This window comes from Micromonospora sp. NPDC048905 (assembly GCF_040649655.1).
In the GTDB taxonomy this organism is placed as follows: domain Bacteria; phylum Actinomycetota; class Actinomycetes; order Mycobacteriales; family Micromonosporaceae; genus Micromonospora.
In genome coordinates, this window is sequence record NZ_JBEZFV010000005.1 from 456,643 (window position 1) to 481,011 (window position 24,369).

A 24,369-nucleotide genomic window follows, 5' to 3' on the forward strand; every position below is an offset into this window, starting at 1 on the left:
GGTTGTCGGTAGGACGGGCTAGAGTCGCTGCCGTGACAGCTACGACACCGCGCCTGCTTCTCGTCGACGGACATTCCATGGCATACCGGGCGTTCTTCGCCCTGCCTGTGGAGAACTTCTCCACCACGACGGGTCAGCCGACCAACGCGGTGTACGGCTTCACCTCGATGCTGATCAACGTGCTGCGCGACGAGCAGCCCACCCACATCGTCGTGGCCTTCGACGTCTCCCGCCGCTCCTTCCGCACCGACAAGTACGCGGAGTACAAGGCCGGCCGCAGCGAGACCCCGACCGACTTCAAGGGCCAGGTCAGCCTGGTCAAGGAGGTCCTGGCGGCGCTCCAGATCCCGGTGGTGGAGAAGGAGGGCTTCGAGGCCGACGACGTCATCGCCACCCTGGCCTGCCAGGCGCGTGACCAGGGCATGACGGTGCTGATCAGCAGCGGCGACCGCGACGCGTTCCAGCTGGTCGACGACCAGATCACCGTCCTCTACCCGCGTAAGGGCGTCTCCGACCTGGCCCGGATGGACCCGGCGGCGATCGAGGCGAAGTACGGCGTTCCGCCACAGCAGTACCGGGACCTCGCCGCGCTGGTCGGCGAGACCAGCGACAACCTGCCCGGCATCCCGGGTGTCGGCCCGAAGACCGCCGCCAAGTGGATCACCACGTACGGCGGCGTGGAGGGCGTCATCGCCCGCGCCGACGAGATCAAGGGCAAGGCCGGCGACAGCCTGCGGGAGCGGCTCGCCGACGTGATCCGCAACTACGAGATCAACTGCCTGGTCTCCGACCTGGAGCTGCCACTGCGCCCGGAGGACGCCAGGTGGACCGGTTGGGACCGGGAGGCGGTGCACCAGGTCTTCGACACGCTGGAGTTCCGCATCCTGCGCGACCGTCTCTACCAGTACCTGGAGTCGGTCGAGCCGGAGGCCGAGTCCGGCTTCGACCTCACCGGCGAGGTGCTCACCGAGCCCGGCGCGCTGGCCGGCTGGCTCAGCACGCACGTCCCGGCCGGCACCCCGGTCGGGTTGGCGGTCAAGCTCGACACCGGCCCCAACCGTCGACACACCGCCTCGATCACCGGTCTCGCGCTGGCCACCGCCGGCGGCGCGGCGGCCTGGGTCGACCCCACCGGGCTCGACGCCACCGACGAGGGCGCCCTGGCCGCCTGGTTGGCCGACGCGCAACGACCCAAGGTGCTGCACGACAGCAAGCCGGCCGTGTTGGCCAGCGCCGCACACGGCTGGCAGCTCGCCGGCATCGTCCGCGACACCCAGATCGCCGCGTACCTGGCCCGCCCCGACCAGCGTTCCTACGACCTCACCGACCTGGCGCTGCGCTACCTGCACCGCGAGCTGCGGGTGGACGTCCCGGAGTCCGGTCAGCTCACCCTCGACGGGCTCGGCGACGAAGGCGTCGTCGAGCAGAACCTGATGCTCCAGGCCCGCGCGACCCTCGACCTGGCCGACGCGATCGACGCCGAGTTGTCCCGCGACGGCGAGCAGTCGGCCCGGCTGATGGCCGGGGTGGAGCTGCCGCTGATGCGGGTCCTGGCCACCATGGAGAGCACCGGCATCGCCGCCGACAACGACTATCTCCACGAGTTGGAGGCGCACTTCGCCGGTGAGGTCAAGACCGCCGCGCAGGGTGCGTACGAGGCGGTGGGTCGGGAGTTCAACCTCGGCTCACCCAAGCAGTTGCAGGAGATCCTCTTCACCGAGCTGGGCCTGCCGAAGACCAAGAAGATCAAGACGGGCTACACCACCGACGCCGACGCCCTGCAGTGGCTCTACGCGCAGCAGCCGCACCCGGTGCTGGCCCACCTGCTGCGCCACCGGGACGTGGCGAAGCTCAAGTCGACAGTCGACGGCCTGCTCAAGTCGGTCTCCGACGACGGCCGGATCCACACCACCTTCAACCAGACGGTCGCGGCCACGGGTCGGCTCTCCTCCACCGAGCCCAACCTGCAGAACATCCCCATCCGCACCGAGGAGGGCCGGCGCATCCGTCGGGCCTTCGTGGTGGGTGAGGGGTACGAGTGCCTGCTCACCGCCGACTACAGCCAGATCGAGATGCGCATCATGGCGCACCTCAGCTCGGACGACGCGTTGATCGAGGCGTTCAACTCCGGCGCCGACTTCCACGCCGCCACCGCCTCGTCGGTCTTCGGGGTGCCGCTCGACGAGGTCACCCCCGACCAGCGCCGCAAGATCAAGGCCATGAACTACGGCCTGGCGTACGGGTTGAGCGCCTTCGGCCTGTCCCAGCAACTCGGGATCAACACCGAGGAAGCACGTGGGCTGATGGAAAACTACTTCGCCGGCTTCGGCGGGGTGCGCGACTACCTGCACCAGGTGGTCGCCCGGGCCCGCCAGGACGGCTACACCTCCACCATCCTCGGTCGCCGCCGCTACCTCCCCGACCTGGTCAGCGACAACCGGCAGCGCCGGGACATCGCCGAGCGGATGGCGCTCAACGCCCCGATCCAGGGCTCCGCGGCCGACATCATCAAGGTGGCGATGCTGCACGTCGACACCGCGCTCGGCGAGGCCGGGCTGCGCTCGCGGATGCTGTTGCAGGTGCACGACGAGTTGGTCTTCGAGGTCGCCCCCGGCGAGCGGGAGGCGTTGGAGGCACTGGTCCGGCACGAGATGGGCGGGGCGTACCCGCTGTCGGTGCCGTTGGAGGTGTCGGTCGGCGAGGGCCGCGACTGGAACAGCGCTGATCACTGACCTTGTGTGTTGGTTGCGGTGTGGGGGTTCCGGGGCAGCCCGACCCACTCCGGGCGGTCAGGCTTGATCCCTGCGTGGGTCGGGCTGCCCCGGAACCCCTGACCGGGTCATCCTGGTCGCGGCCATTGGCATGGTGGGCGCTGGCCAGATCAAGCGAGCCCACCCGTGCCGCCCACCCGTGCTGCCCATCCGTTTCCGCTCGCCTGTGTCCGCCCGTGCCGCCACCCTCGCCGGGGCACCGGCTGTCGGCGCTGGCGCGGTGCGCCTCGTAGCAAGATCTGCGCAACTTCGGGGAAAGTGCTGGGTCGAGGGGTTCTGAGGCAGCAACTTCGCCGAAGTTGCGGATCTCGCCGCGGAGTGCCGTGGTGGGGACGGGCCCACGGGCTACTTCATCGGGTCGTGGCCCCAGTTCATCAGAGACCAGCGCCATTTGGTGTCGCGGACGTTGCCGGAGGGGCGCTGCGCCATGTGTCGGCGTACGTAGCCGACCACCTTGCGCATGTGCTTGTAGTCACCCTCGGACAGGTCGCCCCGTTTGCGGCGGAGCAGGTTGATGATCTTCCGGCCGGATTCGTGTCCGACGGACTCGCCGCCACCGGCGCGACCGCCCTTGTGCCAGCCCACCTGCTTCGACTCGTCGGTCTCCAGCCACGTGGACAGCTCCCGGGGCTTCATGTTCACCGCCTCGGTGAACTCCCGATAGGTGTCCCGGCCCTGGTCGTCAGCTCTGCTCATGACGCAGCGCCTCGGGTCGGTGGGCCACGTCGCGGCCCGTGCCGTCACTGCGGACCCGGTACTGCGGGTCGTCGGGGGCCGCGTTCACCGCCCGCCCACTGATCCGCGTCCGCTCGGTGATCGTGTCCTGCACCACGCCGTACGCGCGGCTGCCGTGGGCCGACCAGGAAACCTGGTCGCCTCTGCGGAATCGCTGCTCGGCCATGCTCCTCGGCTACCCGACACCGGCGCGGCGAAACGGCCGTTCCGGCGACGCGCTACGGGGTGATCTCGGCGATCGGCAGCTTGATGTCGAACGGCTCGGCCAGCTCGATCACGTCGGCGCCGTCGGCGACCAGCTCGTACTGCCGCTCACCGCCGGGACCCACCCGGTCGCCGATCCGGTACGCGTAGACGTGCACCGGGTCCTGCTCGATGCGCCAGTAGAAGGGAATGCCGGCGGCGGCGTACTCGCCGGGCTTCGCGAATCGGTCGATCCGTCGCGTCCCCGGCGAGACGATCTCCACGGCGAGGACCACGTCCGCCGGACGCAGCAGCGACCGGCCGGACGGCACCTCGGCCCGGCACAGCAGGACGTCCGGTTGTCGGCTGGCGTTGAAACTGAGCCCGACTCCGACGGCCTGAGCGATGCGGAGGTCAGCTGGCACACGCGAGTGCAGCCACATGCGCAGGAGGAACGAGATGTCTTGATGGCCCAGGGTGGGGGAGGGTGTCACCTGGATTACTCCGTCGACGAGTTCGACGCGGGGGGCATCGTCCGGCAGGGTGAGCAGGTCCTCCAGCGTGTAGTCGGCACGCTGCTGCCGCATCGGGTCCGGACACCAGGGGCCAGGTGATGTCGGGATGGGCTCGGCGCTCATGGGACGAGCCTACCGGTGGTCGATGCGACGCAGGGCGGACTGCGGGTGCGACGCGCTCACTCCGCGGGCTTCTCGGTGACGAAGATGGCGGTGCCGGGGAAGAGTCGACCGCGCAGCGGGCTCCACTGCCCCCAGAGGCCCTCGTGCCCCTCGGGCCATTCCGGCTCCACCAGGTCCAGCAGGCGGAAGCCGGCACCGACCAGCTCCCGGATCCGGTCGCCGAGGGTGCGGTGCTGCTCGACGTACGTGGCGACGCCGGACTCGTCCTGCTCGACGTAGGGGGAGCGGTCGAAGTACGAGTGCACGGCGGTCAGTCCGCCCTCGCCAGGGTCGTCGAGGAAGATCCACCGCATCGGGTGGGTCACCGAGAACACCCACCGCCCGCCGGGGCGCAGCACCCGGTGCACCTCGGCGTGCAGGGCCGCCGAGTCGTCCACGAACGGGATGGCGCCGAAGGCGGTGCAGGCGAGGTCGAACGACCGGTCGGCGAACGGCAGGGCGAGTGCGTCGGCCTGCACCAGCGGTACGCGTACCCCGGTGCGGTCGGCGGCCTCGGCCGCGTGCCGCAACATGCCGGCGGACAGGTCGAAGGCGACCGGCCGGGCACCCTGGGTGGCCAGCCAGCGGGCGGCGGCGGCCGCACCGCAGCCGACCTCCAGCACCCGTCGGCCGGGCAGGTCCCCGAGCAGCCGGGCGTCGGCCTCGCGCAGGCCCTCCGGGCACCAGACGAAGTCCACGTCGCCGAGGAACGCGCCGTGCTCAGCCTGGTAGTCGTCGGCGTCGGTGTCCCACCAGCCGCGGTTGGCGCGCCGGGCCTCGGCGTCACCCACCCGGCGCCGGGTGACCCGGCTGTCGTCATCCACGCGCTCACGCTAGGCCCCACCCACCCGTTGGGCGCGGCGGCGCGTCCAAGATCTGCGCTACTCCTCACGTGGGTGCCCTTGATCGACTCGGTTTCCGTGTGCTCGAGGTGTCCGGGCCGTTGGGACGTCCCGGAGGTCGAGTCGATCAAGCGCGGGCCGAGGCGACTCCTGAGGCTGCTGTGACGCACGAGACAGCAGGGGTCTTTTCCGGGCGATTGTTCGTCTTTCGCAGGTCACCGCGCGGAGAGAAGCCGGGAGGGCTTGCACGCTGTGGTAATGCGCACGGTAGGCTAGACGATGCGCTCGCGGATCGCGTTGCCTCGGCAGGGAGCAGGTGCGCGGTCGTCGGAGCCACATCATGATCTCACTAGGCGATCGTTCGGTGTGCCCGGCGGCGGATCCGCTGGCGCGAACAGGTCACTGCGACACCAGCCTGCTGTGACAACCCACCGACCGGAGCAACCGCCCACATGACGAGCAGCATCGAGGCCCCCTCGAGCGCCACCCGGGTCACCCACGACGATCTCGGTTCCGAGGAGGCATTCCTCGCCGCGATCGACGAGACCATCAAGTACTTCAATGACGGCGACATTGTCGAAGGCACCGTCGTCAAGGTCGATCGGGACGAGGTCCTGCTCGACATCGGCTACAAGACCGAGGGTGTCATCCCCTCTCGGGAGTTGTCGATCAAGCACGACGTGGACCCCGCCGAAGTTGTGACGGTTGGCGACCACATCGAGGCCCTGGTCCTCCAGAAGGAGGACAAGGAGGGTCGTCTGATCCTCTCCAAGAAGCGGGCACAGTACGAGCGGGCCTGGGGCACGATCGAGAAGATCAAGGACGAGGACGGCGTCGTCCGCGGTTCGGTCATCGAGGTGGTCAAGGGCGGCCTCATCCTCGACATCGGGCTGCGGGGCTTCCTGCCCGCGTCCCTGGTCGAGATGCGTCGTGTGCGCGACCTGCAGCCGTACGTCGGGCGTGAGCTCGAGGCCAAGATCATCGAGCTGGACAAGAACCGCAACAACGTGGTCCTGTCCCGCCGGGCCTGGCTGGAGCAGACGCAGTCCGAGGTGCGCACCGAGTTCCTCAACAAGCTGCAGAAGGGCCAGGTCCGCAAGGGCGTCGTGTCCTCGATCGTCAACTTCGGCGCCTTCGTCGACCTTGGCGGCGTCGACGGTCTGGTGCACGTCTCCGAGCTGTCCTGGAAGCACATCGACCACCCGTCCGAGGTTGTCGAGGTGGGCCAGGAGGTCGAGGTCGAGGTCCTGGACGTCGACCTGGACCGCGAGCGCGTCTCGCTGTCGCTGAAGGCGACCCAGGAGGACCCGTGGCGGCAGTTCGCCCGCACCCACGCGATCCAGCAGATCGTGCCGGGTAAGGTCACCAAGCTGGTGCCGTTCGGTGCGTTCGTCCGGGTGGACGACGGCATCGAGGGCCTGGTCCACATCTCCGAGCTGGCCGAGCGCCACGTGGAGATCCCGGAGCAGGTCGTCCAGGTCGGCTCCGAGGTCATGGTCAAGGTCATCGACATCGACCTGGAGCGCCGCCGGATCTCGCTGTCGCTCAAGCAGGCCAACGAGGGCTTCGTCGAGGGCGAGGAGCACTTCGACCCGACCCTCTACGGCATGGCCGCGACGTACGACACCGAGGGCAACTACATCTACCCGGAGGGCTTCGACCCGGAGACGGGCGAGTGGCTCGAGGGGTACGACAAGCAGCGCGAGACCTGGGAGAACCAGTACGCCGAGGCTCGTCAGCGCTGGGAGGCCCACACCAAGCAGGTGCAGACCTCTCGGGCCGCCGACGCCGAGGCTGCCGCCAACCCGACTCCGGTCGTTCCGGCCGCTGGCGGCACCGGTGGCGGTGGCACCACCTCTTCGTCCAGCCCGGCCCCGAGCCGGCAGGCCGAGGAGCCGGCCGGCACGCTGGCCACCGACGAGGCGCTCGCCGCACTGCGGGAGAAGCTCGCCGGCGGTAAGTGAGCCGCTGAACGACTGAACGACGACGGGCCCCGCCCCTCACGATCCACGGATCGTCGGGGGCGGGGCCTTCGCCGTTCCCAGGCGACCACCGGACCTCGTCGCCCGGGTCGTCGCGGTGCCGGACGATGATGTGGATCTCCCCGACGAGCAGGGCTCGCAAGATCGTGCTCGATCCTGGATACAGGGGCCTCGAACAACCAGGACACCACTACAACCTGGATCGAGCACGATCTTGCGCGGGGCGCGGGGCGCGGGGCGCGGGGCGCGGGGCGCGGGGCGCGCGGCGCGGGGCGCGGGGCGCGGGGCGCGGGGCGGAGGCCGCGTCGGTCGCGGGGCGTCGGGGCGGAGGCCGCGTCGGTCGCGGGCACGATCGTGGCGGGTTTGGCGGCAGGGCTGGTGATCCGGTTGACTGGTCGGGTGCTGAGGGTGGGGTTGACCGGCGGAATCGGGTCGGGCAAGAGCGCGGTGGCGGCGCGACTCGTCGAGCGGGGAGCGGTGCTCATCGACGCCGACCGGGTGGCCCGAGAGGTCGTCGCACCGGGCAGCGAGGGGCTGGCCGAGATCGTCGCCACCTTCACCGACGCGGTGCTCGACGCCGACGGCGCGCTGGACCGTGCCGCACTGGGCGCGGTGGTGTTCGCCGACGAGACCGCCCGCCGGCGGTTGGAGTCGATCACCCACCCCCGGGTTCGGGCCCGTACCGCCGAACTGGCCGCCGCGGCACCTCCCGACGCGATCGTCGTCAACGACGTGCCGCTCCTGGTCGAGGTGGGTCTCGCGCCCACGTACCACCTGGTGGTCGTGGTGCAGACGGCCGTGTCGACCCGACTGGAACGGCTGGTGCGCGACCGGGGGATGAGTCACGCGGAGGCCGAGCGGCGGATCGCCGCCCAGACCGACGACGCCCGTCGCCGGGCGGCGGCCGACGTCGTGCTCGGCAACGACGGAAGCCTGGCGGCGTTGCACGACGCCGTCGACACGCTCTGGCGGCAACGGCTGCGGCCCTACGAAGACAACCTGCGTCAACGGCGGGTGGTCCCGCCGGGCGAAGACGAACCGGTGGGGACCGACGCGAGCTGGCCGGAGCAGTACGCGCGGCTGGCCGCCCGGATTCGGCACACCCTGGGCTCGGACGCCCTCCGGATCGACCACATCGGCTCGACTGCGGTGCCCGGCCTCGCCGCCCAGGACGTCATCGACGTGCAGGTGGCCGTCTCCAGCCTCGCCGACGCCGACGGGGCGCTGGCCGACCGGCTGGCGAACGCCGGGTTCCCGCGGGTGCCGGGGCAGTGGTGGGACGACCCGCGCCCGGCCGGCAGCGGTCGGTGGGAGAAGCGGCTGCACGGTAGCGCGGACCCGGCTCGTCCCGTTCGCCTGCACGTGCGGCTGGACGGGTCGCCAGGCTGGCGGTACGCGTTGCTGATGCGCGACCACCTGCGGGCCGACCCGGATCAGCGCGCCGCGTACCTGCAACTCAAGCGGGACCTGGTCGATGCGGCGCCCGCCGCCGGCGACTCCGGCACGGCCCGGGACCCGTGGTTCGACGAGGAGTACCTGCGGGCCGACCAGTGGGCCGCGCAGACCGGCTGGCGGCCCTGAGCTCAGCGGGCGCCGGCCCGAGGTTTCGCAGCGGGTCGGGGCACCGGGGCCAGTCGGGGCACCGCGGCCGGTTGGAGATCCAGTTGGGCCCACGCGTTGCCGCTGGTGTGCAGCTCCAGCCGCCGAAGCGACCCGTCACGGTCGACCCAGTAGCGCAGCCGTGCGCCGGCCGGACCCACCTCGACGACGTCCACGGTCCGGCCGGCGGTGACGTCCTCGCGTATCCGCACGGCCGCACCGCGTGGCCCGACCGACCCGGCGGCCACCGCCGCGTCGACGAGCCGGCCCACGTCCTCCCCGACGGATCGGGAGACCCGCCACGATCCGGCCGGGGGTGCCAGGGGTGGTCGGCCCGGTGCCTCCGCCGTGCCGCCACCACCGGCCGCCGCCGGCAGGTCCGCCCGGGCCAGCCCGGCGGCGTCGCGTCGCAGCAGGGTCCGACGATCCGGTACGCCCAGGTCGGCAACCGAGAGGTACGCGGTCCGCGTGGTCCAGCTCAACCAGCCCGCGCCGCGCAGGTTCGTGTCCGTGCCCGTCGGCGCGGTGAGCGTGACCGCCGCACCGCCCTGGGCGCGTAGCCGGGCCGGCAGCCGGTCCAGTCGACGCTGTTCGGCGTCGGTCAGCGCGCGGGGCAGACCCGGCCGGCCGCCGAGGGCGTCCACCGGGCGGAGGGTCGGCCGGTCCGCCCGGTGCAGAGTCACCGTGACCGGGCCGACGCCGGGCAACCGGGTGACGAGCTTGTGCAGCCGAGCGTCCTGGTCGAGCCAGTACCGGGTCTGCCCGTCCGCCTCGGTGCTCGCCGACCCGCTGCCCGTCGGCCCGGTGCCCGGGACCTGTGCCGCGGTGCTGCCTGCCGCGGTGCTGCCTGCGGCGGTGCTGCTTGCCGCGGTGCTGCCTGCGGCGGTGCTGCCCGCCGTGGTGCTGCCTGCGGCTGGTGTCCTGGCGAGCAGCGGCGCTTGGAGGAGGTCCACCGGGCCGCCCGCCATGGTGTCCCGGGCGATCCACCGGGCTGCGCTACCCGGAGCCGCCGGGTCCGCGTCCGGGCGGTCGGCCGCGAGGCCGAGGAGCAGGTCGAGCACCGGCACCAGGCTCGCCCCGGGCGTCAGGCGGTGCAGCCGCCACCGATCCGCCGGAGGCACCAGCGGGGGTGCGGCGGGGGTGGGCACCGCGGCCGGGTCGGGCCGGATCACCAGCACCGACCCGGCCCTCTGCAACAGCCCGCGCTCGGCACCCGCTCCGGGTCCGCCCACGTCCAGGTAGAGCAGGGACCGCGACCAGTCCACCCAGCCCACCAGTTCGATCCGGGTCGCGTCGACGCCCGCGGTGACGCGGACCCCGGCGCGCAGATCCCGCAGGTTGGTGACCCGCAGAGCGGCCAGCCGCTCGCCCTCGATGAGGGTCAGCGGTCGGGCCGGCTCGGGTGGGTCGGGCGCCCAGCTCAACAAGCCGAGTACCAACGCCGTCGCGGACGTCACCGCCGTCAGACCGAGCAGCAACAGCACGGTACGGCGTCGGTGGCTGGCCGCACCCGGACCGGCGGTGTCGGTCGCGTCGGCGGCTGAGTCGGTGGTGTCGTCGGGCCGGGTGGTCGTCGGGGTCCGGTCGGAGTCTCGGCCGGTGGCGCTTCGGCGGTCGGTGGTGGGTCGGGTCGTGGGTCGGGTCGTGGGTCGGGCCGTGGTGGGTCGGGTCGTGGTGGGTCGGGCGGTGGGTCGGTCAATGTCGGTCGGCCGCTCGGTGACGGGTGGGCTGGCCGTGGCCCCGTTGCCGGTAGCCCCGCTCACGGGCGACCTGCTCCCGGTTGACCCGCCCGCGAGCGGTCCGCCCGCGAGCGCCCCGCTCGTGGCCGACCCGCTCGTGGCCGACCCGCTCGTGGCCGACCCGCTCTTGGTGGACCGGGGGGCAGCGGTGGCGTCAGCCGAGTCGGTGCGGTGGCGCCCGGTGCCGAGCCGTCCGGCGGCCGACGTGCTGGGCTTCCCCGCCGCGGAGGCGTTCCGCCGGCCGGTGCCGTCCGGTCGGGGGGCGGCCGTGGGGGTGGTGTCGGGCGGCGGGGTCGCAGAGGTGTCCACGGATGTGAAACGGGCGGAGTGGCACCGGGGTGACGAGCAGGGGCGCTCGCGGCGGCCGGTCTGCGCCTCGAGCGCGACCACACGGGTGCGCACGCCGGACGAGCCGGGTGCTGCGACCGCAGTGCCGGGGGCGGCCGGCCGTGATGACGGCTTGGCCACCGGCCCGGTCGGCCGCCGCGAGCGGCCTACATGGAGAGGGTAGTCCCGGTGACATGGGCCACACAATGGGAATATTGAAGCTGATCACGTACCTGCCGTGACGGCCAAACCTGTCGGACCTCCGGCGTACCGTTGATGGCATGGCGCTCGACATTCCCCGGCTGGACAGCCGCTTCCAGGTCGTCAGTGACTTCCAGCCGGCCGGCGACCAACCGGCAGCCATCGACGACCTTGAGCGTCGGGTTCGGCGCGGCGACCGTAACACCGTGCTGCTCGGCGCGACCGGCACCGGCAAGAGCGCCACCACGGCGTGGTTGATCGAGCGGTTGCAGCGCCCGACCCTGGTGCTCGCCCCGAACAAGACGCTCTGCGCGCAGCTGGCCAAGGAGTTCAGCGAGCTGCTGCCGCACAACGCCGTCGAATACTTCGTCTCGTACTACGACTATTACCAGCCCGAGGCATACATCCCCCAGACCGACACCTACATCGAGAAGGACTCCTCGATCAACGAGGAGGTGGAGCGGCTGCGGCACTCGGCGACGATGTCGCTGCTCACCCGCCGCGACGTGATCGTGGTGGCGACCGTCTCGGCGATCTACGGCCTGGGCACCCCGGAGGAATACCTGAACCGGGCGGTGAAGGTGCAGATCGGGCAGGAGCTCGACCGCGACCAGTTGCTGCGGCGGCTGGTCGACATCCAGTACACCCGCAACGACATGGCCTTCCAGCGGGGCACCTTCCGGGTCCGCGGCGACACGCTGGAGATCATCCCGGCGTACGAGGAGCTGGCGATCCGGATCGAGCTGTTCGGTGACGAGGTGGAGAAGCTCTACTACCTCAACCCGTTGACCGGTGACGTGGTCCGCGAGGTCGACCAGCTGGTGATCTTCCCGGCCACCCACTACGCGGCCGGCCCGGAGCGGATGGAACGGGCGATCCGTGACATCGAGGTGGAGTTGGCCGAGCGGCTCGCCGAGCTGGAGCGGCAGGGCAAGCTGCTGGAGGCGCAGCGGCTGCGGATGCGCACCACCTACGACATCGAGATGATGCGGCAGGTGGGCTTCTGCTCCGGCATCGAGAACTACTCGATGCACATGGACGGGCGGCTGCCCGGCAGCCCGCCGCACGCCCTGCTGGACTACTTCCCCGACGACTTCCTCACGGTGGTCGACGAGTCGCACGTGACCATCCCGCAGATCGGCGGCATGTACGAGGGCGACGCGTCCCGCAAGCGGATGCTCATCGACCACGGCTTCCGGCTGCCCAGCGCGGCTGACAACCGGCCGCTGCGCTTCGACGAGTTCCTGGAGCGGGTCGGCCAGATGGTCTACCTCTCCGCGACCCCGGGCACCTGGGAGATGGAGCAGGCGCAGGGCGAGTTCGTCGAACAGGTGATCCGACCCACCGGCCTGGTCGACCCGGAGGTCGTGATCAAGCCGACCAAGGGTCAGATCGACGACCTGATGCACGAGATCAAACTGCGGACCGATCGCGACGAGCGGGTCCTGGTCACCACCCTGACCAAGAAGATGGCCGAGGACCTGTCCGACTACCTCCTGGAGAACGGCATCCGGGTGCGCTACCTGCACTCGGAGGTCGACACGTTGCGCCGGGTGGAGCTGCTGCGCGAGCTGCGCAAGGGCGACTACGACGTGCTGGTCGGCATCAACCTGCTCCGCGAAGGTCTGGACCTGCCCGAGGTGTCGCTGGTGGCGATCCTCGACGCCGACAAGGAGGGCTTCCTGCGCAGTGGTCGGTCGCTGATCCAGACCATCGGGCGGGCCGCCCGTAACGTCTCCGGTCAGGTCCACATGTACGCCGACAAGATCACCCCGTCGATGGCGGCGGCGATCGACGAGACCGACCGGCGTCGGGCCAAGCAGATCGCGCACAACGAGGCGCACGGGATCAGCCCGGAGCCGTTGCGTAAGAAGATCCACGACATCCTGGACGACATCTACCGCGAGGCGGAGGACACCGAAAACTCGCGGGTCGGCGGCGCGGTGCGTCAGCTGTCCCGGGGCAAGGCGCCGGTCAAGGAGACCCGCAGCCGGAGCCGGGGCGCCGCCACGACCACGTCACGGGAGGGGATGGCCCGAGCCGACCTCGCCGAGCTCATCCAGGAACTCAACGACCAGATGCTGGCCGCCGCCCGCGAGCTGCAGTTCGAGCTGGCGGCCCGGATCCGCGACGAGGTCTCCGACCTGAAGAAGGAGCTGCGCGGCATGGACGCCGCCGGCGTGAAGTGACGACCAGCGGCTGAGCGTGAGCGGCGCCCCACCGAGGGGCGCGGCCCGCCAGGGTGAGCGAAGGATGGGTCGGGGATGACCACGGCGGCACCGGTCGGGGAGGTGGTGCTCGGGCTGCCCGAGGTCAGCCTGCGCCCGTTCGTCGACCGGTACGTCGGCTACCGGGAACGGGCCGACGTTCCACTGGTCCGCCGGGAGTCGGCGGGCGTCTTCGTGGTGCTGATCCTGGGTTGGGGCGCTCCGCTGGACGTGCGCGACCCGCGCAGCGCGGAGCGTGGTGCCAGCAGGGTCGACTCGTTCGTGGCCGGCACCTTCGACGGCTGGTGCACCACGCGGACGGTGGGCGTGGGGGAGGGCGTCGAGCTGTTGCTCGCCCCACTGACCGCCCGCCGGCTCCTCGGTCTGCCGCTGAGCGAGCTGACCAATCGTGCCGTGGGCGTCGGGCAGCTCCCGGGCCGGTGGCTGCATCGGCTGCGGAGCCAGCTCGCCGAGACGGCGTCTTGGCCGGAGCGGTTCGCCCTGCTCGACAGGGTGCTCGCCGGCCGCCTGGCGGCGTCGCCGCCCGTGGACGCCCGTCTCGACTGGGCGTGGCGGTGGCTCGTGGCCAGCGGTGGCCAGGAGCGCGTCGGTGTGCTCGCCGACGAGCTGGGCTGGAGCCGACGGCATCTCGCCTCCCGGTTCCGGCAGGAGATCGGGCTGCCACCCAAGATGGTCGCCCGGTTGCTGCGCTTCCAGCAGGCGTGCACGGCGCTGGGCGACGTGGGGCCAACCCCCGTGATCGAGCCGGGTGCCGGCCCGCCGACCGGCGCTGGCCAGTCCGCGGCCGACGCGGACCCGTCCAGCTTGGGACCGTCCAGCCCGGGGCCGTCCAGCCCGGGGCCGTCCAGCCCGGGGCCGTCCAGCCCGGGGCCGTCCAGCCCGGGGCCGTCCAGCCCGGGGCCGTCCAGCCCGGACCCGTCCAGCGCGGCCTCATTCAGCAGCGGGCCGGCCATCGACTGGGCCGCGGTGGCGGCGCGATGCGGTTACTACGACCAGTCCCACCTGATCCGGGACTTTCACCAGTTCGCGGGGGACACTCCGGCCGCGTTGCTCGCCGCCCGGTCGACACCGTCCGGCTGACGCACCGACCAGCGGTGGCCTGACTGTCGATCCACTCGGGTTCCTGAAAGTCGCGGTATCCGACTGGCGCGGATAGCCCGACGTCGGGAAAGTCGAGGGGATCATGCGGGTCTGCGCCGCTCTGTCGCCGGAGCGGGCCGATGTGGGAGAGGGCGGCCTGCGGACTGGCGCGGCCAGGGCGCGGCACGCCGTAGCGGACCTCGCGCCCCACCTGATCGTGCTCGATCCCGAAACAGGCCTGGACCGACCCGCCGAGGTCACATTCGTCCAATCCGGCTCCCGCCGCCGGCGGCACACTGTGGACATGCGAACCGTCTACCCGGTCTTCCGTTATCCCGATCCCCGCGCCGCGATCGACTGGCTCTGCTCCGCCTTTGGTTTCCAGGTGCACGCCGTACACGACGCACCGGACGGTTCGGTCGCCCACGCCGAACTCGTCTTCGACAGCGGCATGGTCATGTTGGGCGCTCGGGCCGATGCGACGTCCAGGCCGGCCGGAGACGACTGGTTGGTGTACGTGGCCGTGCCGGACGTCGACGCCCACTGTGCACAGGCCCGCGCGGCCGGGGCGGAGATCACCCAGGAACCGTTCGACACCGACTACGGCTCCCGTGACTACGCCGCCCGTGACCTGGCCGGCAACGTCTGGGCCTTCGGCACCTACCGACCCTGAGCAGGACCGGTGCCGGCCCTGAGCAGGACCGGTGCCGGCCCGGAGTTCGGCTGGAACGGCCCTGAGCCCGGCCGGCCCGGCTCCCCGACCGCGCCGAATGACCTGATTGCGGTGAGCGAGCAAACTATTGCACTGGGTGATCGTCCTGCGTACGCTCCCTCGATGGGGAGGCCGGGATGCCGCTGCCAACGAGTCCTGTCATTCGACGTGCACGTCTCGGCGCTGAGTTGCGCCAACTTCGTCGGCGCGAGGCGCTGACCCTGGAGCAGGTCTGCGACCGGCTCGGCTGGGCCTCGACGTCGAAGCTGTCCCGCATCGAGCTGGGTCAGAGCCGGCCGGACCTCGCGGATGTGCTCGATCTGCTGGACATCTACAAGGTGCCCACTCCGGCCCGGGACGCGCTGATCGTGATCGCTCGCGATGCGGCGACCAGCCGGGGTTGGTGGAAGACGCTGGGCGAGATGAGCGAACGGCAGCGCACCTACGCCGAGTTGGAGGCGGGCGCTGCCGACATCGTCGAGTACCAGCCGACGGTTGTGCCGGGGCTGCTCCAGACGCCCGCGTACGCCCGGGTGTTGGTGGAGGCCGGCGCGCAGTTCACGCCGGAGATCGATGTGGAGGCCGAGGTGCGCGCCCGTGCGCTGCGGCAGGAGGTGCTGCGGCGCGCCTATCCGCCGCGCTACACGGCGGTGCTCGCCGCGGCCGTCTGCGACCCGGGCGACCTGCCGGTGGCGGTGTGGCGTGAGCAGCTGCGGCACCTGGTCACCGTGACCGGGCTGTCCCATGTCACGGTGCGACTGCTGCCACGTGGAGCGGCCGGCGGTGGGCTGCACCCGCTCACGCCGTACTCCTGCTATGCCTTTCCCGACCCGGCGGACCCGCGGACGGTGATGATCGAGGCGTTGACCACCGACGTCCGGTTGGCCACCGTGCCGGACGTCGGCCGCTACGAGCGGATGACCGAGGCGTTGCTGGCGGCCGCGCTGTCACCGGAGGAGACGGTCACCGCGCTGGCCCGGCGCGCCGGCGAGTAGCGCGCGGGGAGGCACGCCGCGCGGCCACCGTGCCCGGCGCCCCCGAGACCGTCGGGACCGGCGGCCGACGCGTGCGCGGAGCACGTTAACCGCGGGGTACGACAGAGTCGCTCGGGCCGGTGGTCGGATCAGGCCGGTACGTCGAGGAAGTGCTCGACCACGGGAGGCCCGGCGAAGTGCGGCCCGATCAGCGCCCGCCACTGCGCGAACCGCTCGGTGGCTCGGAAGTTCTTCTCGTGCGCCTCGACCGAGTCCCATTCGACGAGCAGCACGAAGCGCGTCGGGGACTCGATGCCCCGGGTCATCCGGACGGACCGGCAGCCGGTTGCCCCGGCGAGCACGGGGTGACCCTCGGCGTACGCGGCGGCGAACGCGTCCTCGTGTCCGGGCAGTACGTCGATCAACGCGACCTCAAGCACCATGCCGGAAAGCCTCCCACGACGGTCGGTGGCGGTGGTGTCGCGGGGTCTGTTCCGACGTCGGCGACAGACCCTAGGGTGGCCTCGTGATCATTGACTGGCTCACCGGCACCGCGTTTCGGGTGGCCGGTACGGGCACCACCTGGGCGGAACTGCTGGGGTTCGCGACAGGTGTGCTGAACGTGTGGCTGGTGGCCCGGCAGAAGATCGCCAACTGGCCGATCGGCATCGCCAACGTGCTGCTGCTCCTGCTGGTGTTCTGGACCGTCGGGCTGTACGCCGACGCGGGTCTCCAGGTCGTCTACGTCGCGCTCGGCTGCTTCGGCTGGTGGCAGTGGCTCTACGGTGGCGAGCGGCGCAGCCGGCTCACGGTGAGCCGGACGGGGCGGCGGGAGTGGCTGGCGTTGGCCGTAGCCGGGGTGCTGCTCACCGGCGCGCTCTGGGTACTGCTGGACCGCGCCACGGACTCGACGGTGCCGTTGGCGGACGCGCTGACCACGGCGTTGTCCCTGCTGGCGACGTACGGGCAGACGCGCAAGCGGGTGGAGAGTTGGTGGCTGTGGATCGCCGCCGACCTGATCTACATCCCGTTGTACGCGTACAAGGGGCTGCACCTGACCGCCGTGCTGTACCTGGTCTTCCTGTCCCTGTGCGTACTCGGGCTGCGGGCCTGGCGGGCCGACCTGCGTCGGGCCGGTCGGCCGACGGCGGTCCCGCCCGGTCCGGCCCCGGCCACCGCGTGAGCGCCGAGGGACCGGGCCGTCCACCGGTGCCCCGCCTGCCGTCGCGCTCCGGCGTCGCCGAGTTCGGGCACGGGATGGTGGTGGGCAAGTTCTACCCGCCGCACGCCGGGCACCACGCGCTGATCGTGGCCGCCGCCGACCGCTGCGCCGAGGTCACCGTCGTCGTGGCACCCTCGCGCCGGGAGTCCATTCCGCTTCCGCTGCGCCTCGACTGGCTGCGGGAGGTGCACGCGGACACGCCGTGGGTGCGGTTCGTCGGCCGGTACGACGACCACCCGGTGGACTACGCCGATCCGGCCGTCTGGGACGCGCACTGCGCGGTGTTCCGCGAGGCGGTCGGGCCGGGGCCGGTGGACGCGGTGTTCTCCTCCGAGGCGTACGGCACCGAGCTGGCGCGCCGCTTCGGCGCCGTACCCGTGGCGGTGGATCCGGACCGGCGGACCGTGCCGGTGTCCGGGACGGCCGTGCGCGCGGACCCGGCGGGTTCCTGGCGGTGGCTGAGCCCGCCGGTGCGGGCGTGGTTCGTCCGGCGGGTGGTGGTGGTCGGGGCCGAGTCGACCGGGACCACGACGATGGCGGCGGCGCTCGCCGAGCACTACGGCACGTCCTGGGTGCCGGAGTACGGCCGGGAGTTGACCGCTGCCAAGCTGGCCCGGTTGCGGGAGCGGGTGCCGGAGGCGACCGTGTTCGACGTCACCTGGGACTCCGACGACTTCCGCGCCGTGGTCCGCGAGCAGCAGGCCGCCGAGGACGCGGCGGCCCGGACGAGCGGGCCACTGCTGGTCTGCGACACCGACGCGCGGGCGACGGCGGTGTGGGAGGAGCGCTACCTGGGCAGCGCGTCGGAGGAGGTGCGGGCGGCGGCCCGTCGGCCGGCGCTGTATCTGCTGACGGATCACCGGGGGGTGCCGTTCACCGATGACGGGCTGCGCGACGGTGAGCACCTGCGGGCCTGGATGACCGAGCGGTTCCGGACCGAGTTGGCGGGGTGCGGGGTGCCGGTGGTGGAGCTGACCGGGTCGCACGCCGAGCGGCTGGCCCGGGCGGTGCGGGCCTGCGACGACCTGCTCGCCGCCGGGTGGTCCCTCAGCGACCCGATTGCCGCACCCCACCTGCACTAGCCTCCTAGGAAGCCATACGCGGCGTGGCCCTCGATCGGGTGGTCGGCGACACCGGGTGCCCGGGGTGTGATCACGGGGCGTGGTGGGCAACAATGGTCACCGAGGAGGGGAGTATTCCCCCGCAACGGAGTCGTCAGCACGGTCGACCTGTCGGAACCACGGCGGACCGACCCGGCCCCGTAGGTCGCCACCGCTGTTGCAGGGTGGCGGCGGAAGAGACCTCCGACAGTCACCAGAGTGAGCGACAGCGGCACACCAGCCCCGCAGGGGGCGTACGGTGTGCCCGACGCCGCGTGTCTGCCGGAGGAATGAACGTTGGACGTGTCCGGATTGGTGTGGGCGGGGACGCTTGTCGTACTGACTGCGGTCCTGCTCGTCGACCTGTTGATCATTGGTCGGCGCCCGCACGAGCCGAGTGTGCGGGAGTCGAGCCTCTGGGTCGCCTTCTACGTCGGGCTTGCCCTGCTCTTCGGGGCGGGCGTCTGGTTGACCGCCGGCGCCAGCCCGGCCGGGCAGTTCTACACCGGCTGGCTCACCGAGTACAGCCTCTCGGTGGACAACCTCTTCGTCTTCGTGATCATCATGGCCCGCTTCGGGGTGCCCCGGCAGTACCAGCAGAAGGTGCTGCTCGTCGGCATAGTGCTGGCCCTGGTGATGCGCGGCGGGTTCATCGCCGCCGGTGCGGCGCTGATCTCGCAGTTCTCCTGGGTCTTCTACATCTTCGGCGCGTTCCTGATCTACACCGCGATCAACCTGGCCCGGCAGGGCGAGCCGGACGAGGACGAGTTCTCCGAGAACGTGCTGATCCGGTGGAGCCGCAAGGCGCTGCCGATCTCCAAGGAGTACGACGGCGCGAAGCTCACCACCCACGCGACCGGCAAGCGGTTGTTCACCCCGATGCTGATCGTGATGATCGCGATCGGCACCACGGACCTGATCTTCGCGCTGGACTCGATCCCGGCGATCTTCGGCATCACCCAGGAGCCGTACCTGGTCTTCACCGCGAACGTCTTCGCGCTGATGGGCCTTCGTCAGCTCTACTTCCTGCTCGGTGGCCTGCTCGACCGGCTGATCTACCTGAGCTACGGTCTGGCCGTCGTGCTCGGCTTCATCGGGGTCAAGCTGGTGCTGGAGGCGTTGGCCGACAACAACCTGCCGTTCATCAACGGTGGCGAGCACGTCGGCTGGGCGCCGCACATCCCGATCTGGCTGTCGTTGCTGGTCATCCTCGGCACCCTGGGCATCGCCACCGCCGCCAGCCTGATCAAGTCCTCCCGGGACCGGCGCCGCGAGTTAGCCGACGCCCGGCACTGATCTGTCGCCGGCCGGGTGCGGCGATCGCACCCGGCCAGCACCAGGTTGACCAACGTCCCTGGACAGCACCCCTAGACCCGGTGCGCGCCCACCAGCGTGGCGGTCCGGTCGGCCGGCAGCGGCTCCTCGATGACCCGCCGCCGCCGGTAGCAGGCGTGCAACATCCGCCGCTCGCCGCTGTCGCTGGGCGGGGCGGTGACGATGCCGATGTGGTGGATCGCGCGGCCCGGCCGTGCGAAGAAGTAGAGATCGCCGGGGCGTTCCGCCCCCAGGGCCAGCGGGGTGGTGGCGACGGCCTGGTCGTCGGCGTCGCGCGGTAGCAGCACCCCGAACCGCCGCCAGGCCAGGTGCACCAGACCCGAGCAGTCGATGCCGTGCGCGGAGAGACCACCCCAGATGTAGGACACGTCCAGCAGCCGCTGCGCCACCGCGAGCGCCTGCTCGGCGTTCGGCGACGCCGCCGAGGCCGGGACCAGGTGGCTGTCGGGCAGCCAGAGCGGCGCGGCCTGCCCCGGAGCGTGCACCGGGCGCCAGTCGTCGCGGGCGGGGCCGGCCGGCACCAGACGGGTGCCGACGACGACACCGGACAACACCACCGGTCCGGCCGGGGCGGCGTGCAGCGCGGTGACCGTGGCGTCCACCACCAGCGGTCGGTCGCCGCCGGTGGCCGGGTCGACGGCGGCCAGTTGGTCGGCGGGGAGCCAGCCCGGGTAGCCGCGCGGGTCCAGCTTGGCGGCAGGCTGCTCGACGGCGACGACTCGCGCCCAGCCGTCCGGTCGTAGCTCGCTGACGAGAACCCGCTCGCCGAGCAGCAGCTGGCTCAGCACACAGTCGCCGACCTGCTGCTCGGTGCTGAGACCGGAGACCCAGGCCGGGATGTCGGCGCCGGCGGTCAGCGCGGGGCGGTCGACCGGGCGGACCGCCTCGGGCGAGGTCCACAGTGTTGCCACCGCGACTCGGACGACGGCCTCGCGGCCCGGTTGCAGCTCCACGTCAACCCCCAGATCGAGTCGGCTGTCCAGGGGAACCTTATGAAAGAAACCAACGCTCATCAAGCACCGGCCTGCACCTTTGCTTCAGCCAGACCGGAAATGCCCAGGCCAGGGGCGTTCGGAAGCACCACGGTGGCCCCGTCGTAGCGTATGCCGCCCCGCACCGGGGACCAGGCCAGCCACCAGGCGGCGTCCAGGTCGGCGACCGCGGTCGTGCCGTACGCGGCGACCAGGCTCGCCGCCGCCCCGATGCCGACCTGACTCTCCATCATCGAACCGACCACCGTGCCGAGCCCGTGGGCGCTGGCCAGGTCGAGGAGGGTGCGTGCCGGTTGCAGCCCGCCACATTTGGCCAGCTTGACGTTGACCAGGTCGGCGGCCCGGCGGCGGATCACCTCCACCAGGTCACGGACCCCGAAGACCGCCTCGTCGGCGAGGATCGGCACGGACACCCGGTCGCTGACCCAGGCCAGCCCGTCCAGGTCCCAGCGGGCCACCGGCTGCTCGACCAACTCCACGTCGAGCCCGGCGTCCTCGATGCCACGAATCACCCGTACCGCCTCCCGGGGTGTCCAGCCCTGGTTGGCGTCGAGCCGGATCCGAACCCCGGGGCCGACTGCCGCGCGGACGGCGCGTACCCGGTCCAGGTCGGTGCTCGCATCCGTGCCGACCTTCAACTTGAGCACGCCGAACCCGTCGGCCTGCCGCTGCCGCGCCGCCGCCGCCAGATCCACCGCGTCGCCCACCGCCAGGGTGACGTCCGTCGGCACCCGCAGCGTGGTCCCCCCGAGCAACCGCACCAGGGGTACGCCCAGCCGCCGGGCGGCCAGATCGTGCAGGGCGACGTCCACCGCCGCCTTCGCCGCCTCGTTGCCCGCGACGGCACGCTGCACCTCGGCGCAACGGGTCACCAGGTCGTCCGGGTCACGACCGATCAACCGCGGACCGAGCATTTCGCGGACGCACGCCCCTGCGCCGGCGACCGACGCGCCGGTAACCTGCCAGACCTGGGGCGCCTCGCCGAAGCCGGAGCGACCGTCGGTGTCGACGAGTTCGACGACGAGCGTGTCCACAGTGGTGGTACGCCGCAGCGCGGTGATGAACGGGGTGTGCAAGGGGGCGGAAACCCGGTGGGTGCGTACCTCCGAGATCGTCATGTGAGGCACCTTATACGCAGGCACGCGACCGAATGGGGGACCGGATGACCGGGCAGAGCTGGGGGCTGGTGGGCGCTCCGAACGCGCGTGAGTTGGGCGGGTTGGTCGGCGCCGACGGCCGGCGGGTCCGGGTGGGGCAGCTGATCCGGACCCCGGCGTTGGGTCGGCTGACGGACGATGACCTGCCGGTGCTCGCGAAACTGGGTCCGGCGTGCGTGCTGGATCTGCGCGCCCCCGCGGAGATCGAGGTCGCACCGGCGGATCGGCTGGCCGGTGAGCCACGGGTGGTGTGCCTGCCGGTGCACGACCCGGAGCACCCGGTCTTCACGTACGTCTCGGCGGTGCTGCTGGGCCACGACCTGGACTCGTACGCGGAGTTGGCCCGGCAGGGCACGGCGGGGGCGATGGCGGCCATCTACCGGTGGTTCGTCACCGGCGAGTCGGCTCGGGTCGGCTTCGCCGAGGCCGTCCGGCTGGCCGCGCAGCCGGAGAACCTGCCGTTGGTCTACCACTGCTCCGCCGGCAAGGACCGCACGGGTTGGCTCACCGTCATCCTGTTGACGGCGCTCGGGGTGGACGAGGCGACGGTCCGCGCCGACTACCTGCGCAACAACGAACTCACCGAGAGCCTGCGCGTGGTGATCGTCGAGGCGATGCGGCGGCGGCAGCCGGAGCTGGACGTCGACGCGGTGCTGCCGGTGCTGGAGGTGCGCGCCGAGTACCTCGACGCCGGCTACGACGAGGTGCGCAGGGTGCACGGCTCGTTCGACGCGTACCTGCGGGACGGGCTGGGGCTCACCGACTCCGACCTCACGGCGTTGCGGGCGCAACTGCTGGAGTGACAGGCACTCTCGGGGGTGTGCCGACGCGGGCGGCCAGGCCGAGGACGATCAGCGCCTGGCCGGCGGCGTAGGTGGCCATGACCAGCACGGGTGCGCCGGGTGGCTGGGCCACCTCGGCCACCCCGGCGGCGATCAACAGGTCGGAGCCGAGGAACAGCGCGGCGCCGAGACCGACCCGCCAGCCCTGGGTGGCGGCGGTGGTGGCCATCGTGGCCAGCGCGAGCGCGTAGCCGGCCACCGGCACGGCGAGCCCGACGTCGGTCAGCCCCGCCCACATCCACCAGAGCGCGGCGACGGTCAGCACGGCGTACCCCAGGGGGACCGCGACCAGCGGCGCACGGCGCAGCGCGGACGCGGCGCCGTACCGGGTGAAGGCCGCGACGTAGCAGAGGTGCGTGCCGAGGAAGCAGGCCATGCCGGCGAGGAACCAGCCGGTGCCCTCGATCATCAGCGCGACGTCGCCGCCGGTGGCGAAGGCCAGCGCGACGAGCACCAGCCGGTCCGGTCGGGCTCCGCGTTCGGCGCTGGCCCGCCAGAGGTACGCGGCCAGCAGCGGCATCAGCAGCGGTTTGGTGAGCAGGAAGGCCACGCCTCCGCCGGTGGCGTTGGCCAGCAGGTTCGCCGCCGTCACGACGAGGAAGGCGAGCAGGACGGTGCGACTGCGGGGCATCGACGGCTCCGGGGTGGGGGTGCGAGCAGCGTAGCCGGACGGACGGATCCAGGGTCAGAGCTGGTTGCGTGCGGCCCAGACCTGCGCGGAGATCTGCGCGATCAGCAGGCAGGCGTCGGCCCCGGTCTCGTCGTCGCCGTCGGTCGGGTCGGTGGTCGTGCAGACGGCGATCAGGTACGGCGGCGCGTCGGCGGGCAGCACCACGCCGGCGGCGTGGCGCACACCGCGTACCCAACCGCTCTTGTGCGCGATGCGGGTGCCCTCGGGCAGGCCGGCGGCCAGGTCCTCCCGGTGTTCCTGGGCGAGCAGGACGTCCAGCATGGCCGAGCAGGCCGCTGGTGAGGCGAGCCGACCCGGGGCGTTGGCCCCGGTGGCCAGCGCGCCGAGCAGGGCGGCCAGGTCGGCGGCGGTGACCGTGTTGGTGATGCCGGCCGCGCGGGCGGCGAAGTCCTCGATGCCCCGACCCGTGACGCTGGCGCGGGCGCGGGTCAGCGCCCACACCTCGGCCACGGCGGGCAGCCCGACGTGCCCGATGACCAGGTTGGTGGCCAGATTGCTGGAGCGCACGATCATCCGCTCGGCCAGCCAGCGCAGCGGGGCCGTGCCGCCCACCCGGTCCCAGACCGCGTCGTCGTTGTCGTAGTGCTGCGCGCAGGAGAACCGGGGCGCGCCGGACTGGGCGGAGTCGAACTCGTTCACCACGGGGACCGGGGCGTCCAGGTCCAGGGTGCCCGCATCGGCGGCCCGGTGCAGCGCGGCGAGCACCGCCACCTTCATGGTGCTCGCCGCATAGTGGGCGGCGTCCGGGTGGCGGGTCCAGGTCGGCGACGCGTCGAGCCGTCCCACGTACGCCGAGACGGTGCCGGGCACCCGGTCCAGGTGGGCGTCGAGATCCTCCCAGGTCATGCCGGTGACCGTAGCCGATCAGCCCTGGGCGGGCTCACGTACCCGTCGGGGGAGAACAGCCGGGCGCGCCAGGCCAACGACGCGAGATCGCGGGGGGAGTCGACGGTACGGCGCAGGATGTCGCGTTCGGAGGC

At 71.8% G+C, this 24,369-nt stretch carries 20 protein-coding genes and 1 pseudogene; 11 read left to right on the forward strand and 10 right to left on the reverse strand.

What is annotated here, in order from left to right; genetic code table 11:
- The first annotated feature begins 32 nt into the window (after positions 1-32).
- Positions 33-2,732, forward strand: coding sequence for a DNA polymerase I (gene polA, locus AB0C01_RS16620; RefSeq protein ID WP_357251278.1), 2,700 nt, complete (start codon positions 33-35; stop codon positions 2,730-2,732).
- A 387-nt stretch (positions 2,733-3,119) separates the two neighbouring features.
- Here the strand turns inward: polA and AB0C01_RS16625 are convergent.
- From AB0C01_RS16625 to AB0C01_RS16640, 4 genes and pseudogenes are all read right to left on the reverse strand, one after another.
- Positions 3,120-3,467, reverse strand: a pseudogene (locus AB0C01_RS16625) (DUF3140 domain-containing protein); the annotation flags it as partial.
- Positions 3,454-3,672 carry a DUF2945 domain-containing protein gene (locus AB0C01_RS16630; protein ID WP_357251280.1) on the reverse strand — a complete coding sequence of 73 codons (219 nt, stop codon included), beginning with the start codon at positions 3,670-3,672 and terminating at the stop codon, positions 3,454-3,456. The gene AB0C01_RS16630 and the pseudogene AB0C01_RS16625, both read right to left, overlap by 14 nt.
- Before the next feature lie 52 nt (positions 3,673-3,724).
- Positions 3,725-4,327, reverse strand: a complete 603-nt coding sequence (locus tag AB0C01_RS16635; RefSeq protein WP_357571529.1) for a Uma2 family endonuclease — start codon at positions 4,325-4,327, stop codon at positions 3,725-3,727.
- A gap of 56 nt (positions 4,328-4,383) precedes the next feature.
- Complete coding sequence (locus tag AB0C01_RS16640; protein ID WP_357379516.1) at positions 4,384-5,190, reverse strand: class I SAM-dependent methyltransferase; 807 nt, start codon at positions 5,188-5,190, stop codon at positions 4,384-4,386.
- A gap of 470 nt (positions 5,191-5,660) precedes the next feature.
- Between AB0C01_RS16640 and rpsA the strand changes: the two genes are divergently transcribed.
- Complete coding sequence (gene rpsA / locus AB0C01_RS16645; RefSeq protein ID WP_357069728.1) at positions 5,661-7,172, forward strand: 30S ribosomal protein S1; 1,512 nt, start codon at positions 5,661-5,663, stop codon at positions 7,170-7,172.
- A gap of 417 nt (positions 7,173-7,589) precedes the next feature.
- Complete coding sequence (coaE, locus tag AB0C01_RS16650; RefSeq protein WP_357571561.1) at positions 7,590-8,771, forward strand: dephospho-CoA kinase; 1,182 nt, start codon at positions 7,590-7,592, stop codon at positions 8,769-8,771.
- Positions 8,772-8,773: 2 nt separating this feature from the next.
- Here coaE and AB0C01_RS16655 read toward each other — a convergent pair whose 3' ends face one another.
- On the reverse strand, positions 8,774-10,552 hold the full coding sequence (locus tag AB0C01_RS16655; protein ID WP_357571530.1) for a hypothetical protein: 1,779 nt from the start codon (positions 10,550-10,552) through the stop codon (positions 8,774-8,776).
- A 584-nt stretch (positions 10,553-11,136) separates the two neighbouring features.
- Here AB0C01_RS16655 and uvrB point away from each other — a divergent pair.
- From uvrB to AB0C01_RS16675, 4 genes are all read left to right on the forward strand, one after another.
- Positions 11,137-13,245: an excinuclease ABC subunit UvrB gene (uvrB, locus tag AB0C01_RS16660; protein ID WP_357251298.1), complete on the forward strand. Its 2,109-nt coding sequence runs from the start codon at positions 11,137-11,139 to the stop codon at positions 13,243-13,245.
- 75 nt (positions 13,246-13,320) lie between these two features.
- On the forward strand, positions 13,321-14,364 hold the full coding sequence (locus AB0C01_RS16665; RefSeq protein ID WP_357571531.1) for a helix-turn-helix domain-containing protein: 1,044 nt from the start codon (positions 13,321-13,323) through the stop codon (positions 14,362-14,364).
- A 304-nt stretch (positions 14,365-14,668) separates the two neighbouring features.
- The gene (locus AB0C01_RS16670; protein ID WP_357251303.1) at positions 14,669-15,037 is read left to right on the forward strand and encodes a VOC family protein; all 369 of its coding nucleotides are present in this window, start codon (positions 14,669-14,671) and stop codon (positions 15,035-15,037) included.
- Between the two features lie 176 nt (positions 15,038-15,213).
- Positions 15,214-16,071 (forward strand): helix-turn-helix transcriptional regulator, encoded by an 858-nt coding sequence (locus AB0C01_RS16675; protein WP_357251306.1) that lies wholly within the window; start codon positions 15,214-15,216, stop codon positions 16,069-16,071.
- Between the two features lie 128 nt (positions 16,072-16,199).
- On the opposite strand, the gene AB0C01_RS16680 is transcribed toward AB0C01_RS16675, so the two are convergent.
- On the reverse strand, positions 16,200-16,493 hold the full coding sequence (locus AB0C01_RS16680) for an antibiotic biosynthesis monooxygenase family protein (RefSeq protein WP_357571532.1): 294 nt from the start codon (positions 16,491-16,493) through the stop codon (positions 16,200-16,202).
- 83 nt (positions 16,494-16,576) lie between these two features.
- Between AB0C01_RS16680 and pnuC the strand changes: the two genes are divergently transcribed.
- The 3 genes from pnuC to AB0C01_RS16695 all read left to right on the forward strand — a co-directional run bounded on the left by pnuC (position 16,577) and on the right by AB0C01_RS16695 (position 19,668).
- Positions 16,577-17,233 (forward strand): nicotinamide riboside transporter PnuC, encoded by a 657-nt coding sequence (gene pnuC / locus AB0C01_RS16685; RefSeq protein ID WP_357571533.1) that lies wholly within the window; start codon positions 16,577-16,579, stop codon positions 17,231-17,233.
- Positions 17,230-18,354, forward strand: coding sequence for an AAA family ATPase (locus AB0C01_RS16690; protein ID WP_357571534.1), 1,125 nt, complete (start codon positions 17,230-17,232; stop codon positions 18,352-18,354). The genes pnuC and AB0C01_RS16690 overlap by 4 nt, the downstream gene beginning before the upstream one ends.
- A gap of 315 nt (positions 18,355-18,669) precedes the next feature.
- Complete coding sequence (locus tag AB0C01_RS16695) at positions 18,670-19,668, forward strand: TerC family protein (RefSeq protein WP_357251316.1); 999 nt, start codon at positions 18,670-18,672, stop codon at positions 19,666-19,668.
- A gap of 71 nt (positions 19,669-19,739) precedes the next feature.
- Here the strand turns inward: AB0C01_RS16695 and AB0C01_RS16700 are convergent, their stop codons facing one another.
- Together AB0C01_RS16700 and AB0C01_RS16705 are read right to left on the reverse strand one after the other, a co-directional pair.
- Positions 19,740-20,720, reverse strand: a complete 981-nt coding sequence (locus AB0C01_RS16700; RefSeq protein WP_357571535.1) for an NlpC/P60 family protein — start codon at positions 20,718-20,720, stop codon at positions 19,740-19,742.
- A complete protein-coding gene (locus AB0C01_RS16705; protein WP_357251322.1) occupies positions 20,720-21,817 on the reverse strand; it encodes a dipeptide epimerase in 1,098 nt (365 codons plus the stop codon). The genes AB0C01_RS16700 and AB0C01_RS16705 overlap by 1 nt, the downstream gene beginning before the upstream one ends.
- A 44-nt stretch (positions 21,818-21,861) precedes the next feature.
- On the opposite strand from AB0C01_RS16705, the gene AB0C01_RS16710 reads away from it, so the two are divergent.
- Positions 21,862-22,659, forward strand: coding sequence for a tyrosine-protein phosphatase (locus tag AB0C01_RS16710; protein ID WP_357251325.1), 798 nt, complete (start codon positions 21,862-21,864; stop codon positions 22,657-22,659).
- On the opposite strand, the gene AB0C01_RS16715 is transcribed toward AB0C01_RS16710, so the two are convergent.
- Together AB0C01_RS16715 and AB0C01_RS16720 are read right to left on the reverse strand one after the other, a co-directional pair.
- Entirely contained in the window at positions 22,628-23,329 is a 702-nt protein-coding gene (locus AB0C01_RS16715; protein ID WP_357251327.1) for a lysoplasmalogenase, read from the reverse strand. The genes AB0C01_RS16710 and AB0C01_RS16715 overlap by 32 nt on opposite strands.
- Before the next feature lie 54 nt (positions 23,330-23,383).
- Positions 23,384-24,235 carry a serine hydrolase gene (locus AB0C01_RS16720; protein ID WP_357571536.1) on the reverse strand — a complete coding sequence of 284 codons (852 nt, stop codon included), beginning with the start codon at positions 24,233-24,235 and terminating at the stop codon, positions 23,384-23,386.
- Positions 24,236-24,369: the final 134 nt, after the last annotated feature.